The organism is Pseudomonas sp. RIT-PI-S, from assembly GCF_025642975.1.
GTDB lineage: Bacteria > Pseudomonadota > Gammaproteobacteria > Pseudomonadales > Pseudomonadaceae > Aquipseudomonas.
In genome coordinates, this window is record NZ_JANZKJ010000006.1 from 109,020 (window position 1) to 122,697 (window position 13,678).

Here is a 13,678-nt window from a genome sequence, read left to right on the forward strand (position 1 = left end):
GACGCTTAGCGCTTGTGACCGGTATCGAGCTTGCGCTCCAGATGAATGGAGTAGCGGGACATGCCGAAACAGAAAATCCAGAACACCAGGGCAGCGAACACGTAGCCCTCGGTGGCCATGCCAAGCCATTTGGGGTCGGCGGCGGCTTGCTTGACGCTGTTGAGCAGGTCGAACAGGCCGATGATGATGACCAGGCTGGTGTCCTTGAACAGTGCGATGAAGGTGTTCACCAGGCCTGGAATCACCAGCTTGAGCGCCTGCGGAAGGACCACCAGGCCCATGCTGCGCCAGTAGCCCAGGCCCATGGCCGCGGCGGCTTCATATTGCCCCTTGGGGATAGCCTGCATACCACCGCGAACCACCTCGGCCACATAGGCGGACTGGAACAGGATCACCCCGATCAGCGCACGCAGCAGCTTGTCGAAGTTCATGCCCTCGGGTAGGAACAACGGCAGCATCACCGACGACATGAACAGCACGGTGATCAGCGGCACCCCACGCCAGAACTCGATGAAGGTCACGCACACGACCTTCACCGCCGGCATTTTCGACCGCCGGCCGAGCGCCAGCAGAATGCCCAGCGGCAATGCCCCGGCGATGCCGACCGTGGCGATGACCAGGGTGAGCATCAACCCGCCCCACTGGCTGGTCGGCACCTCGACCAGGCCGAACACACCGCCGTGCAGCAGGCACCAGGCGATGATCGGATAGAGGATCAGGAAGCCGATCGCATACTTGACCTTCTTCGGCACCTTGGGAATGAACAATGGCGCCGCGCCGATCAATGCCAGCCACACGGTCAGGTCCACGCGCCAGCGCAGTGGGCCTGGGTAGTAGCCATACATGAACTGGCCGATGCGCTGTTCGATGAAGACCCAGCACGCGCCGGCCTTGGTGCAGTCTTCGCGCACGGTGCCAACCCAGTTGGCATCGAAGATCGCCCAACTGAGCAGCGGCGGTACGATCAGCCAGACCAGGTAGAGCGCGAGCAGGGTCAACAGCGTATTGAACCAGCCGGAAAACAGGTTGGCGCGCATCCAGGCGACCGCGCCCACGGCCTTGACCGGCGGCGGCTGGTCGGGTTTGAAAACGTAAGCAGTCATGGGCAGGCCCCTAGCGTTCGATCAGCGCGATGCGCTTGTTGTAGGCGTTCATGAGCAGCGAGATGCTGATGCTGATGGCCAGGTACACACTCATGGTGATGGCGATCACTTCGATGGCCTGGCCGGTCTGGTTGAGCACGGTACCGGCGAACAGCGAAACCATTTCCGGGTAGCCGATACCGGCGGCCAGGGAAGAGTTCTTGGCAAGGTTCAGGTACTGGCTGGTCAGCGGCGGGATGATCACCCGAAGCGCCTGCGGAATGATCACTTTGCGCAGAGTCGGCCCGTTGCGCAGGCCAAGCGAGCGGGCCGCTTCGGTCTGGCCGTGGCTGACGGACTTGATGCCTGAGCGCACGATCTCGGCGATGAACGCGGCGGTGTAGACCGTCAGGGCGAGGGTCAGGGCAAGGAGCTCGGGAATCATCACCCAGCCGCCGACAAAGTTGAACCCGCGCAGGGTAGGCACTTCCCAGTTCAACGGCGCGCCGAACACCAGCGTGGAGAGGGCGAGGATAACCAGCACGATTGCCAGCCCCGCCCAGAACTTATGGAATGGCTGCCCAGTGGCTTCGAACCGGCGGTTGGCCCAGCGCACCATGGCGTATACCGCCACCAGGGCGATCACCACGCTCACCACGAAGGGCCAGAAGCCTTCGGCCATGCTGGCGCCGGGCATGTTCAGGCCACGGCTGCTGATGAAGAAGCGGTCCAGGATGTTGATGCTGCCGCGTGGCCCGGGAAGCGTCAGGAACACCGCGAAGTACCAGAAGAGGATCTGCAGCAGCGGCGGAATGTTGCGGAAGATCTCGATATAGACCGTTGCCAGCTTGTTGACCATCCAGTTGTTGGACAGCCGCGCCACGCCGATCACGAAGCCCAGCAACGTCGCCAGAACGATGCCAATGAACGTGACCAGGAGGGTGTTGAGCAAGCCGATCAGGAATACCCGGGCATAGGTGTCCGATTCCACATAGGGAATCAGGTGCTGGGCGATGCCGAAACCTGCGCTGCGCTCCAGGAAGCCGAAGCCGGAAGTGATGCCGCGATGTTGTAGGTTGGTCTGGGTATTGTCGAACAGGTACCAACCTAGCGATACCACGGCCACCACGGTGATGATCTGGAATACCCACGCACGCACACGTGGATCGGTCAGGGAAAACCGGCCGGTTTTCGCGCTGGGTGCGCCGATGTGTTTTTGCATGAAAAGCCCCGGAATAAAACGGACGATACAGCGGTTCGGGTGCCAGGGCGGGCTGGAAACGCCAAGGCAGGCGCCGCCGCGGAAAACCGCGTCACTGCGCCTGCCTTGGGTCCATCCTGCCTGTTACCGCGCCAGCATTACCTGCCGGCGCGGTCGGCCATCAGCGTACGGGTGGTGCGTACATGATGCCGCCGTTGTTCCACAGGGCGTTCATGCCACGGTCGATTTCCAGAGAACCCTTGCCCAGGTTCTTCTCGAAGACTTCGCCGTAGTTACCCACTTGCTTGACGATCTGCACGACCCAGTCCTTCGGCAGGCCGAGGTCCTTGCCGTACTCGCCATCGGCGCCCAGCAGACGGGCGACGTCCGGGTTCTTGGTGGACTTGGCCTGCTCTTCGACGTTCTTCGAGGTAACACCAGCTTCTTCGGCGTTGAGCATCGCGAAGAGGCTCCACTTGACCACGTTCAGCCACTCGTCGTCGCCCTTGCGGACCACTGGGCCCAGAGGCTCCTTGGAGATGGTTTCAGGCAGCACGACGAAGTCCGTCTTGGCGGCCAGCTTGGAGCGCTGTGCGTAGAGCTGGGACTTGTCCGAGGTGAGTACGTCGCAGCGGCCGCTTTCCAGCGACTTGGCCGATTCGTCCGAGGTATCGAAAGTGATGGGGGTGTACTTCAGGCCGTTGGAACGGAAGTAGTCCGACACGTTCAGCTCGGTGGTGGTGCCGGCCTGGATGCAGATGGTCGCGCCGTCGAGCTCCTTGGCGCTCTTCACGCCCAGCTTGTTGTTCACCAGGAAGCCTACGCCGTCATAGTAGGTCACGCCGGCGAAGATCAGGCCCATGCCCGCATCGCGGGAGCTGGTCCAGGTGGTGTTGCGCGACAGCACGTCGATTTCGCCCGACTGCAGCGCGGTGAAGCGCTCCTTGGCGTTCAGCTGGCTGAACTTCACCTTGCTGGCGTCACCGAACACGGCGGCCGCTACAGCCCGGCACACATCAGCGTCGATGCCGAGAATCTTGCCCGAGGCGTCCGGCACGGAGAAGCCCGGAAGACCATCGCTCACCCCACACTGGACGAAGCCCTTCTTCTTCACGCCATCGAGGGTGGCCCCCGCCTGAGCGAACCCTGCGGCTCCGAACAGCGCAGCGGTAGTCAGTACTGCCAGGGTGGATTTCAACATCTTCATTCAAACCTCCAATGGGCTCTTGTTGTGTCCGAGCGAGTGTTACCCCGCACCTTCGTGAGGCGATCTCGACCTGTGCTGGCTTCGTTATAGGTCGAGCGGCGTAACCTGCAAGCATGTGAAGACTGGCGCCCGCGTACTGCGTTGCGGGCCCTGCAGGTGATGTGCGTCACCCTGTGGCCCCTCCCCTCACAGTTGTTACCGGTAGTGGGCGCCCGTACATTCGCCAATAGGTTTAGCAAAGCGCGTACCATACTGCCACCAGAAGGCCTTTCCTGAAGCGTCAAGGCCCAAATTTGTAGCCAGGCGACCTTTTGTTTGCCAAATGCTTCATAACGACCCGAATCAATGCACCGATTCGACCCACATCGCACCAATAAGGAGCACTGATGAGCGAAACCCTGATGCTTGAGCCCTCCCAACCCGCAGATGCGTGTGTAATCTGGTTGCACGGCCTGGGCGCCGATCGCTTCGATTTCCAACCGGTCGCGCAACTGCTGCAGCGCCAGCTACCGACCACGCGCTTTGTGCTTCCGCAGGCACCGACCCGCGCGGTGACGATCAACGGCGGCTATCAGATGCCCAGCTGGTACGACATCATGGCGATGAGCCCTGCCCGAGCAATCGACCGCGGGCAACTGGATGACTCCGCTGCGCTGGTGCTCAAGCTTGTGGGCGAGCAGAACGACAAAGGCATTCCCGACTCACGGATCGTGCTGGCCGGTTTTTCCCAAGGCGGGGCGGTGGTCTTGCATGCGGCTTTCGTCGAGGCATCACGCCCGTTGGGTGGCGTCATGGCGCTATCGACCTACGCGCCGAGCTTCGGCGACCTGTTACCGCTGACGACCGTTCAGCAGGCGGTCCCGGTGCTGTGCCTGCATGGCACCCAGGACGGCGTGGTATTGAAGGAAATGGGCCGTGCGGCGCACGACCGGCTCAAGGATGCGGGTGCGCAGCCCAGCTGGCGCGAGTATCCGATGGAGCATGCGGTGATCGAGGAAGAAATCGTCGACATCGCCGCCTGGCTGAAGGCTCGCCTGGGCTGAGCGCACCGGAGCGCGGTACTACGCCGCGCCCGATTCTTGCATTACACTGCCAGCGAATCATTCCTTACAGCTAACGACGAGATGACCGTGCTCAAAGCACTCAAGAAAATGTTCGGTAAAAGCGAGGCTGAGCCGCTCGCCGCCGCGCCCGCTTTGCCCACCGAGGCACGTATGCCTCGCGCTGCTGCCCCGGCCGCGGCCAGTACCAGCAAACCTTCCCGCCAGGTACGCGCGCCGCGGGCTACCGAAGCCCCCACCGAAGCGCCGGCGCCCGTTGCCCCCGCTGAACGCCCGCGCAGAGAGCGCAAGCCTGCGCCAAAGAAGCCTGCACCGGTGCTCTGGAAGCCAGAAGACTTCCAGGTCGAGCCCCAGGAGGGCAAAACCCGCTTCCACGACTTCCCTCTACGTCCGGAAGTCATGCACGCCATCCATGACCTGGGCTTTCCCTATTGCACGCCGATCCAGGCACAGGTGCTGGGGTATACCCTCAAGGGTCGCGACGCCATTGGCCGCGCCCAGACCGGCACCGGCAAAACGGCAGCCTTCCTGATCTCCACCATCAGCCAACTGCTGCAAACACCGCCGCCAGCCGAGCGCTACATGGGTGAGCCGCGGGCCCTGATCATCGCCCCTACGCGGGAGTTGGTGGTGCAGATCGCCAAGGACGCCGCCGGGCTCACCCGCTATACCGGGCTGAACGTGATGACCTTCGTGGGCGGGATGGACTTCGACAAGCAGCTCAAGCAACTCGAGGCCCGTCATTGCGACATCCTGGTAGCCACGCCGGGGCGCCTGCTGGACTTCAACCAGCGCGGCGAGGTTCACCTGGACATGGTCGAAGTGATGGTCCTCGACGAAGCCGACCGCATGCTGGACATGGGCTTTATCCCGCAGGTGCGACAGATCATTCGCCAGACCCCGCCCAAGAGCGAGCGCCAGACTCTGCTGTTCTCCGCCACCTTCACCGAAGACGTGATGAACCTGGCGCGGCAATGGACCGTGGACCCGGCCATCGTCGAGATAGAACCAGAGCAGGTCGCCAGCGACACCGTGGAGCAACATGTGTATGCGGTCGCCGGCAGCGATAAATACAAGCTGCTTTATAACTTGGTGAACAGCCAGGGCTGGGACCGAGTCATGGTGTTCGCCAACCGCAAGGACGAGGTGCGCCGCATCGAGGAACGGCTGGTGCGTGATGGCGTTAATGCCGCGCAGCTGTCCGGCGACGTGCCACAGCACAAACGGATCAAAACCCTTGAGGCGTTCCGCGAAGGCCAGGTACAGGTGTTGGTAGCCACCGACGTTGCCGGTCGAGGCATTCACATCGAAGGCATTAGCCATGTGATCAACTTCACCCTGCCCGAGGACCCGGACGATTACGTACACCGCATCGGGCGGACCGGCCGGGCTGGCAGCAGTGGCGTATCGATCAGCTTCGCCGGGGAAGACGACTCGTACCAGTTGCCCGCGATCGAGCAACTGCTCGGCCGCAAGATCAGCTGCGAGATGCCGCCCGAGGCGTTACTCAAAGCGGTGCCCCGGCGCGGCTAGGCGGTGTGTGGCGGGCAAACCCACTAGCCACTGTCGCCTGAGTCCATTCGCAGGCTGGCGCCAGCTCCCACGGCCGCCTTGTAGGAGCGGGCAAAGCCCGCGAACCACCTGCCATCTGAACCCCTTCGCAGGCTGGCGCCAGCTCCTACAACCACCTCTGTAGGAGCGGGCAAAGCCCGCGAACCATTGTCGCCTGAGTCCGTTCGCAAGCTAACGCCAGCTCCTACAACCGCCTTTGTAGGAGCGGGCAAAGCCCGCGAACCATTGTCGCCTGAGTCCATTCGCAGGCCGGCGCCAGCTCCTACAACCACCTTGTGGGAGCGGGCAAAGCCCGCGAACCATTGTCGCCTGAGTCCGTTCGCAGGCTGGCGCCAGCTCCACCAACCACCTTTGTAGGAGCGGGCAAAGCCCGCGAACCATTGTCGCCTGAGTCCGTTCGCAGGCTAACGCCAGCTCCTACAACCGCCTTTGTAGGAGCGGGCAAAGCCCGCGAACCATTGTCGCCTGAGTCCGTTCGCAGGCTGGCGCCAGCTCCACCAACCACCGTTGTAGGAGCGGGCAAAGCCCGCGAACCACTGTCGCCTGAGTCCGTTCGGAGGCTGGCGCCAGCTCCTACAACCACCTTTGTAGGAGCGGGCAAAGCCCGCGAACCATTGTCGCCTGAGTCCGTTCGCAGGCTGGCGCCAGCTCCACCAACCACCGTTGTAGGAGCGGGCAAAGCCCGCGAACCACTGTCGGCTGAGGTCTGTTCGCAGGCTTGCGCCAGCTCCCACAACCGCCTTTGTAGGAGCGGGCAAAGCCCGCGAACCACTGTCGGCCGAGGTCTGTTCGCAGGCTGGCGCCAGCTCCTACAAATCGGCTAAAGGGGGTAGCCATGGCCGTGAAACGGATCGTGATGAACATCGCAGCCACCCAGGTCGAGGCTGCTCGGGCTTTTTATGAGGGCGTGTTCGACCTGGCGCTGGTCATGGACCATGGCTGGATCCTGACCTTCGCCGCGCCAGGGGCGACCGCGATGCCGCAGCTTAGCGTGGCCAGCGAAGGAGGATCGGGCACTCCAGTGCCGGATCTTTCCATCGAAGTCGATAACCTGGAAGAGGTCCTGCAACGGGTGAGAGCCCAAGGCATGCCTGTGGAATACGGCCCCGCAGACGAACCGTGGGGCGTGCGGCGCTTTTATGTTCGCGACCCTTTCGGCCGGCTGCTCAACGTGTTGACCCACCGAGGCGCCTGAATCACCAGCGCTCGGCGGCGTCCTGATCACTCTGCCGCCCTTCGACCCAACGCGGGCCGCTCGGCGTTTGCTCCCTCTTCCAGAAGGGCGCGCGGGTTTTCAGGTAATCCATGATGAATTCGCAGGCGGCGAAAGCGGCCTGCCGGTGAGCACTGGCGCACGCGACGAGCACGATAGGTTCGCCGGGCGGCAGCTCACCCACGCGGTGGATCACCTGCACGCCCTGCAAAGGCCAGCGGCGCCCGGCATCCTCGGCGATCGCATTCAGGGCTTTTTCAGTCATCCCCGGGTAGTGCTCAAGGAACAGCCCAGAGACGTCCTGGCCGTCGTTGAAATCGCGCACATAACCCACAAAGCTGACCACCGCGCCGACACCCAAACGCCGTTGGTGCAGCCCGTTCAGCTCAGCGCCCGGGTCAAACGCCTCGGCCTGTACCCGAATCGTCATGTCAGCCTCCGGTCACGGTAGGGAAAAATGCCACTTCATCACCGTCGGCCAGCGGCTCGTTCAGGCTGCACAGCTCCTCATTGCGCGCGCACATCAGGTTCGGCTCGGCCAGCACCGAATGCTGGCCGTCCGCAACGAGGAAGTCCCGCAGCGCCTGCAAGGTAGCGAAATCGCCTTCAACCTCCTCCTCGCCCCGGCCTAGGGCTTCGCGAAACCGAGCAAAATACAGAACCTTGAGTTTCATGACGGCTCCGCCTGGAAGTCGCCGCTTTTGCCACCGCGTTTTTCCAGCAAACGCACAGTTTCGATCACCATGCCCTTGTCCACGGCCTTGCACATGTCGTAGATCGTCAAGGCCGCCACGCTGGCTGCGGTAAGGGCTTCCATTTCGACCCCGGTTTGGCCAGCCAGCTTGCAGCGGGCGCGGATCACCACGGTGTCGCTGCCCTCCCCGCTCAATTCAACCTTCACGCTGGTCAGCATCAGCGGGTGACACAGGGGAATCAGGTCACTGGTTTTCTTCGCCGCCTGGATACCGGCAATACGCGCCACGGCGAACACGTCCCCCTTGGGGTGGGCGCCGTCGACGATCATCTGCAAGGTGGCCGGCTGCATCCGCACCCGGGCCTCGGCGAGTGCCTCGCGGGCGGTCACGGCCTTCGTGGTAACGTCGACCATGCTGGCGCGGCCTTGGGAATCAAGATGGGTGAGCATAGGCTCGCTCCTTGAAAAACAGGCGCCAGTGTAACGCAAAAGGCCCCCTGGAAAGCCGGACGGCTTGGCAGGGGGCCTCTCAGATAGGGAGGTGCGGGGGTAGGCGCTGGCGCCAGCCTACGAACCTTCGGCGTCGTTGGTTCGCAGGCCTTGCCCGTGTCGCACAGGGCAAGGCGCTCCCCACGTTACATCACTGCGTGATGGATTTGACCGACACACCTGGGGTAGCAGCGTTGGAGCGGCCGTAGATGTCCTCGAAACGCTCGATGTCGTCTTCGCCCAGGTAGCTGCCCGACTGCACTTCGATCAGCTCGAGCGGGATCTTGCCTGGGTTGCGCAGGCGGTGAACCGAAGCGATCGGAATGTAGGTGGACTGGTTCTCGGTCAGCAGGAACACGTTTTCGTCACAGGTGACCTCGGCGGTACCGGATACGACGATCCAGTGTTCGGCGCGGTGATGGTGCATCTGCAGCGACAGGCACGCCCCTGGCTTGACGGTAATGTGCTTGACCTGGAAACGGCCGCCCTGGTCGACGGAGTCGTACGAGCCCCATGGGCGGTACACTTCGCAATGGTTCTGGGTTTCGCTGCGGCCCATGTCGTTCAGGGTCGAGACCATGTTCTTCACGCCTTGGACCTTGTCCTTGTGGGCGATCATCATGGCGTCGCGGGTTTCCACGACCACGATGTTTTCCAGGCCGATCACCGAGACCAGCTTGCCATTGCCGTGGATCATGCAATTGCGGCTGTCCTGGATGACCACGTCGCCCTTGGTGACGTTGCCGTTGTCGTCCTTGGCGTGCACTTCCCACAGGGATTTCCAGCAGCCTACGTCGCTCCAGCCGGCGTTGAGCGGCACCACGCAGGCGCGCTGGGTTTTTTCCATCACGGCGTAGTCGATGGAGTTATCTGGGCAGCAAGCGAAGCTCGCTTCCTCGATTTCCACGTTGCCGCCTTCGTGCTTGCTGCGCTCGAGGGTCAGCACGCAGTTGTCGTAGATATCCGGATCGTGCTTTTTCAGCTCTTCCAGGAAGCGGCTGGCGCGGAACAGGAACATGCCGCTGTTCCAGAAGTAACCGCCGGCGTCGACGAATTCCTGGGCGCGCTTTTCGTCTGGCTTTTCGACGAAGTGCGAAACGCGGCTCACGCCTTCAGGCAGCAGGGCGTCGTTGGTGGACTTGATATAGCCGTAGCCGGTTTCCGGGCGGGTGGCCGGTACACCGAACAGCACCATCTCGCCACGTTCGGCGGCCACGGTGGCCAGGGCCAGGGCGCGCTGCAGGGCTTTCTGGTCTTCGATCACATGGTCCGCTGGCAGCACCAGCATCAGGTCATCGTGGCCGTCGTTGACCAGCTTCATGGCAGTCAGGGCCACGGCAGGTGCGGTGTTGCGACCGAAGGGCTCCATCAGGATGCCTTGGGTTTCAAGTTTGAGTGCGCTCAGCTGCTCGTTGACAATGAAGCGGTGGTCTTTGTTGCAGACCACGATTGGCTTATCCATGCCTTCGAACACCAGACGTTCCAGGGTTTGTTGGAAGAGCGTGTGCTCGCCCGTCAGCGCCAGGAATTGCTTCGGGAACTGCTTGCGCGACAACGGCCAGAGACGGGAGCCGCTACCACCTGACAAGATCACCGGAATCATGATGTTTCTCCAAGAATTTCGTAAATGAAGTTGGACCGCTAATAGTGCCGCCGTTTCTTCTTATTCAGAGCGGCTGCTTGCGTTGAGCAGCCGCGTATAGATCTTTACTCGGAAGCCGGAGGGTTAAGCCATTCAGCTTTGAGATTGCTACCAGACCCGGTAACGAAGACGGCGGTAAACTTCCCGCGCTCCAGAGCAACTGGCTTAAGATCAAGAACCTTATTAGCGCCGTCGAAGAGAGCCATGCCAGCTTTGACAGGATTTATCTCGCGGCTACCGGATGCGCCGGCAGCAACGGCTGGAACGACTTCGGTTTTGCCATCTGCGGTCTTCAGCGTCAGAGATTTGTCCGTCAAATTCTGGACATCTACACGTGCTTTTTGCTTGTTAGTGAACTTGGCTTCTTCGACCAGTTTCGGCTGAGAAGTTCCACCTACTACAGTGTAATATTTGTCGCTGGCCAGATTGACCGGCAGGCTTTGCGAGCCAAGTTGTGCAGTGTAGCTGCCGCCCGGCAGGTAGCTATATGCTGTACTGCCATTAGCCTGCACCGCTGTAAACTTCGCAGTGCCTACCGCGGGAGTGAATTCGGCACTACCGGAATTATACACACGAACAAACGCGGAGCCGGCTGGCGCGGTTTTGTACAAGGCACCATCACCACCGGCAAATGCCTGGCTGGACAGCAGCCCGAAGCCAACAGCTACGGCGCAGGCTTTGGCGATACGGGAAGAGCGAATGGCAGTTTTCAAAGTTTGTACGGTCATATGTATTCCTCTCGGCTGATATGCAACACGTGCCGTTAATTGAAAATTTTCAGTCGTTCTGACCAATGGCCAGATTCTGAGCATTGTCCGCGGTCTTTTTCAGTTGTGAGATCCATGCGGAATCAAAACCACTGAGGTCGTTCTTCATCGGCAGATAACGCTCAGGGAATTCCCAAACGACAACTTGCGGTGGATTATTCTTGAAGTCATCGCTCTGCAAATATTTGAGCATCGGCAGAATCGGGCCGTGGCCTTCTTCGGCGTAGTTAACGACGTCGCTGCGGAGCGATTCTTTAAGTGCGCCAAGGAAGTTCCAGTGTGCGTTCGCACTGTAGCTGGTGCCCACCAGCCCTACCGGGACCACGGTGTCGCCGAACAAGGCATCACCGCTATCTCCTGCCCCTTCGACCGCGTGAGTCGTCTTTTGTTGCAAATTATCTGGCTGCGGCAGCAAATTCGTAAACAAAGGATCAAGCGGAAGGAACGAGGTTAAGTCACCTTTATACGGCTTAGGTTCCTCAGCATCTGTAACGTATGTGACAGGAGCCGCATTAATAGGCAAATGCGACGAAATAGCGGCGCCAATATTCTGCGCAACAACTTCCGCGCCCAGGGGTGTCCAGTGCGTATCGGTACGCAGGAACACTTGGCCAGTTTGCTTGGCTTGTTGTAACGGCCCCATCAAGTCAGGCGCGAAAATACCTGCCTGTTGGGCTTGCGCATGGAACTGCTCATAAAGGTCACGGTGCATGGTCGCCGGTTGCTTCTCCCCGAAGTGCTCGGGATATAAACGGGCCTTGGCCGGAATGATCGCCATCACCAGCTTCACCCCGCTTTGTTGCAAACGGTCGCGCACACCACGGATCAGCTCGAAGTTTTCCTTCTCGATCTGCTCGCCGTTGGCTACCGGCTTGAACTCTTCGTCGGTGAACAACCACTGGTCCTTGCCGAGGATTACCCCCGGCCGGCCTTCGTTGAACACCTTGTAGTCCACCGCGGCCCAGAGGTTGGTGCCCAGGCGTTTGATCGGGAACTCGTCGTCGTAATGGGTTTCCAGCGCTTTGGTCAGCTTGCCGTTGAGCAGGGTCATCTGCTCGGTACGCGAAAAGCTGCCAAAGGACACCAGGGACCACAGCCCCATCAGCACGAGGATGCCGAAGAACAGGGCGATATAGAGGATGCGTAATGAACGTGTCATGGTCGGCTCGCTCAGAACTGGAAGTAAAGGAAAGGCGAGAAGCTCTGCGCCGACAGCTTCAGGATCGAAGCCACGAACAACAGCAGAATCAACGTACGCATGAGGTAACGCGGCCAATCGGCCACCCAGTAGGCCGGCTGCACCTGGTGCCCCGGCATGTGCGCCTGGACGATGGCGGGCTGGTCTCCTGGAACTGCCTTGATCTGCCCGGGCTGCGCGGTGGCCGGGCCGTTGGCCTCGGTGCTGCGCTCAGGCTGAGCCGCGGCTTTCTGGGCGCGGGCATTGATCGGTGCCTGGTAGAAGTCACGCAGGCCGAAGATCGCCATGGTGATGTAGGCCACAACCAGTGTAGCGATCTGCAGGCCGGTCAGGCTGGCGCGGTTGAGTTCAGAGAGCGACCACTGGCCGAAGCTGAACATGGCTTGGTACATGCGCATCGCCACGTGCAGGTTCTCGGCGCGGAAGATCACCCAGCCCAGAATTACCAACAGGAAGGTAAACGCCCATTTGATCGGGTTGAAGCGGCGCGGTGCAGCGTCGATGCCCAGCGCCCGCTCGATACCCAACCACAGGCCGTGCCACATGCCCCAGATGATGTAAGTGATATTGGCACCGTGCCACAAGCCGCCCAGCAACATGGTCAGGAACAGGTTGCGATAGGTGGCGAAGGTACCGCCGCGGTTGCCGCCCAGGGTGATGTAGAGATAGTCGCGCAGCCAGGTCGACAGGCTGATGTGCCAGCGACGCCAGAACTCGGTGATGGACTGGCTGATGTACGGTTGCTTGAAGTTCTCCATGAAGCGGAAGCCCATCATCAGGCCCAGGCCGATCGCCATGTCGCTGTAACCGGAGAAGTCGAAGTACAGCTGGGCGGTGTAGGCCAGGGCACCAAGCCAGGCATCGCCCGTGGTCGGGTTGGCCAAGGCAAAGGAATGGTCTGCCACCACCGCGATGGTGTCGGCGATGAACACCTTCTTGATAAAGCCCTGCATGAACCGCGTGGCACCCTCGGAGAATTTATCCAGGGTGTGGGTACGATGATTGAACTGGTCCACCAGGTCCTTGAAGCGCAGCACGGGGCCGGCGATCAAGTGAGGGAAAATGGCAACGAAGGCAGCGAAGTCCACCAGGTTGCGGGTCGCGGGGGTGTCGCCGCGGTACACGTCGATGATGTAGCTGATGGATTCGAAGGTGTAGAACGAGATCCCGATCGGCAAGATGATGTGCGTCAGGATGAACGGTTCGAGCCCGAACGAGGTGATCAGCGCGTTGAGGCTATCCACGCCAAAGTTGGCGTATTTGAAATAACCCAGCACGGCCAGGTCTACCGCCACGCCGAGCAACAGCCAGCGTTGAGAGGCCTTCGTGCGCACGCCGTTGGCGCCAATGCGCAGGCCGATAAAGTAGTTCCACAGGGTCACGGCGGCGAATAGCGCGAGGAAGTCGACGCGCCACCAGGCGTAGAATACATAGCTCGCCACCAGCAGCAGCAAGTTGCGATAGCGCGTTCCGCTCAGGTAGTACAGGCCGAAGAAGATCGGCATGAACAGGAACAGAAACACGTTGGATGAGAAAACCATCCCGATCTCTC

General features: G+C 61.1%; 13 protein-coding genes. 3 read left to right on the plus strand and 10 right to left on the minus strand.

From position 1 onward, the window contains the following. Nucleotides 1-5: 5 nt before the first annotated feature. The 3 genes from OGL93_RS10780 to OGL93_RS10790 form a co-directional block, all read right to left on the minus strand. The gene (locus OGL93_RS10780) at nt 6-1,103 is read right to left on the minus strand and encodes an amino acid ABC transporter permease (RefSeq protein ID WP_263262631.1); all 1,098 of its coding nucleotides are present in this window, start codon (nt 1,101-1,103) and stop codon (nt 6-8) included. Between the two features lie 10 nt (nt 1,104-1,113). Continuing rightward, nucleotides 1,114-2,304: an amino acid ABC transporter permease gene (locus OGL93_RS10785; protein ID WP_263262632.1), complete on the minus strand. Its 1,191-nt coding sequence runs from the start codon at nt 2,302-2,304 to the stop codon at nt 1,114-1,116. Nucleotides 2,305-2,464: 160 nt separating this feature from the next. Beyond that, entirely contained in the window at nt 2,465-3,490 is a 1,026-nt protein-coding gene (locus OGL93_RS10790) for an amino acid ABC transporter substrate-binding protein (RefSeq protein ID WP_263262633.1), read from the minus strand. Nucleotides 3,491-3,876: 386 nt separating this feature from the next. Between OGL93_RS10790 and OGL93_RS10795 the strand changes: the two genes are divergently transcribed. The 3 genes from OGL93_RS10795 (at nt 3,877) to OGL93_RS10805 (ending at nt 7,318) form a co-directional block, all read left to right on the plus strand. Next, on the plus strand, nt 3,877-4,533 hold the full coding sequence (locus OGL93_RS10795) for an alpha/beta fold hydrolase (RefSeq protein ID WP_263262634.1): 657 nt from the start codon (nt 3,877-3,879) through the stop codon (nt 4,531-4,533). 87 nt (nt 4,534-4,620) lie between these two features. Then, a complete protein-coding gene (gene rhlB / locus OGL93_RS10800) occupies nt 4,621-6,084 on the plus strand; it encodes an ATP-dependent RNA helicase RhlB (protein ID WP_263262771.1) in 1,464 nt (487 codons plus the stop codon). Between the two features lie 874 nt (nt 6,085-6,958). Then, nucleotides 6,959-7,318, plus strand: a complete 360-nt coding sequence (locus tag OGL93_RS10805) for a VOC family protein (protein ID WP_263262635.1) — start codon at nt 6,959-6,961, stop codon at nt 7,316-7,318. Nucleotide 7,319: 1 nt separating this feature from the next. Here the strand turns inward: OGL93_RS10805 and moaE are convergent, their stop codons facing one another. The 7 genes from moaE to OGL93_RS10840 form a co-directional block, all read right to left on the minus strand. Then, nucleotides 7,320-7,766: a molybdopterin synthase catalytic subunit MoaE gene (gene moaE, locus OGL93_RS10810; protein WP_263262636.1), complete on the minus strand. Its 447-nt coding sequence runs from the start codon at nt 7,764-7,766 to the stop codon at nt 7,320-7,322. 1 nt (nt 7,767) lies between these two features. Then, on the minus strand, nt 7,768-8,010 hold the full coding sequence (locus tag OGL93_RS10815; RefSeq protein ID WP_263262637.1) for a MoaD/ThiS family protein: 243 nt from the start codon (nt 8,008-8,010) through the stop codon (nt 7,768-7,770). Continuing rightward, on the minus strand, nt 8,007-8,480 hold the full coding sequence (gene moaC, locus OGL93_RS10820; protein WP_263262638.1) for a cyclic pyranopterin monophosphate synthase MoaC: 474 nt from the start codon (nt 8,478-8,480) through the stop codon (nt 8,007-8,009). Before moaC ends, OGL93_RS10815 begins: the two co-directional genes overlap by 4 nt. A 190-nt stretch (nt 8,481-8,670) precedes the next feature. Next, nucleotides 8,671-10,122 (minus strand): mannose-1-phosphate guanylyltransferase/mannose-6-phosphate isomerase, encoded by a 1,452-nt coding sequence (locus OGL93_RS10825; RefSeq protein WP_263262639.1) that lies wholly within the window; start codon nt 10,120-10,122, stop codon nt 8,671-8,673. Between the two features lie 104 nt (nt 10,123-10,226). Next, nucleotides 10,227-10,889: an alginate O-acetyltransferase AlgF gene (locus tag OGL93_RS10830; protein ID WP_263262640.1), complete on the minus strand. Its 663-nt coding sequence runs from the start codon at nt 10,887-10,889 to the stop codon at nt 10,227-10,229. Nucleotides 10,890-10,938: 49 nt separating this feature from the next. Next, nucleotides 10,939-12,087 (minus strand): alginate O-acetyltransferase, encoded by a 1,149-nt coding sequence (locus OGL93_RS10835; protein ID WP_263262641.1) that lies wholly within the window; start codon nt 12,085-12,087, stop codon nt 10,939-10,941. Between the two features lie 11 nt (nt 12,088-12,098). Beyond that, nucleotides 12,099-13,667, minus strand: a complete 1,569-nt coding sequence (locus OGL93_RS10840) for an MBOAT family protein (protein WP_263262642.1) — start codon at nt 13,665-13,667, stop codon at nt 12,099-12,101. Nucleotides 13,668-13,678: the final 11 nt, after the last annotated feature.

What these genes read in the sequence shown, in the direction of transcription:
- OGL93_RS10805 (WP_263262635.1), top strand. Translation starts at nt 6,959, where the DNA reads ATGGCCGTGAAACGGATCGTGATGAACATCGCAGCCACCCAGGTCGAG.
- moaE (WP_263262636.1), bottom strand. Translation starts at nt 7,766, where the DNA reads ATGACGATTCGGGTACAGGCCGAGGCGTTTGACCCGGGCGCTGAGCTG.
- OGL93_RS10785 (WP_263262632.1), bottom strand. Translation starts at nt 2,304, where the DNA reads ATGCAAAAACACATCGGCGCACCCAGCGCGAAAACCGGCCGGTTTTCC.
- OGL93_RS10835 (WP_263262641.1), bottom strand. Translation starts at nt 12,087, where the DNA reads ATGACACGTTCATTACGCATCCTCTATATCGCCCTGTTCTTCGGCATC.
- moaC (WP_263262638.1), bottom strand. Translation starts at nt 8,480, where the DNA reads ATGCTCACCCATCTTGATTCCCAAGGCCGCGCCAGCATGGTCGACGTT.
- OGL93_RS10815 (WP_263262637.1), bottom strand. Translation starts at nt 8,010, where the DNA reads ATGAAACTCAAGGTTCTGTATTTTGCTCGGTTTCGCGAAGCCCTAGGC.
- OGL93_RS10840 (WP_263262642.1), bottom strand. Translation starts at nt 13,667, where the DNA reads ATGGTTTTCTCATCCAACGTGTTTCTGTTCCTGTTCATGCCGATCTTC.
- OGL93_RS10790 (WP_263262633.1), bottom strand. Translation starts at nt 3,490, where the DNA reads ATGAAGATGTTGAAATCCACCCTGGCAGTACTGACTACCGCTGCGCTG.
- OGL93_RS10830 (WP_263262640.1), bottom strand. Translation starts at nt 10,889, where the DNA reads ATGACCGTACAAACTTTGAAAACTGCCATTCGCTCTTCCCGTATCGCC.
- OGL93_RS10780 (WP_263262631.1), bottom strand. Translation starts at nt 1,103, where the DNA reads ATGACTGCTTACGTTTTCAAACCCGACCAGCCGCCGCCGGTCAAGGCC.
- OGL93_RS10825 (WP_263262639.1), bottom strand. Translation starts at nt 10,122, where the DNA reads ATGATTCCGGTGATCTTGTCAGGTGGTAGCGGCTCCCGTCTCTGGCCG.
- OGL93_RS10795 (WP_263262634.1), top strand. Translation starts at nt 3,877, where the DNA reads ATGAGCGAAACCCTGATGCTTGAGCCCTCCCAACCCGCAGATGCGTGT.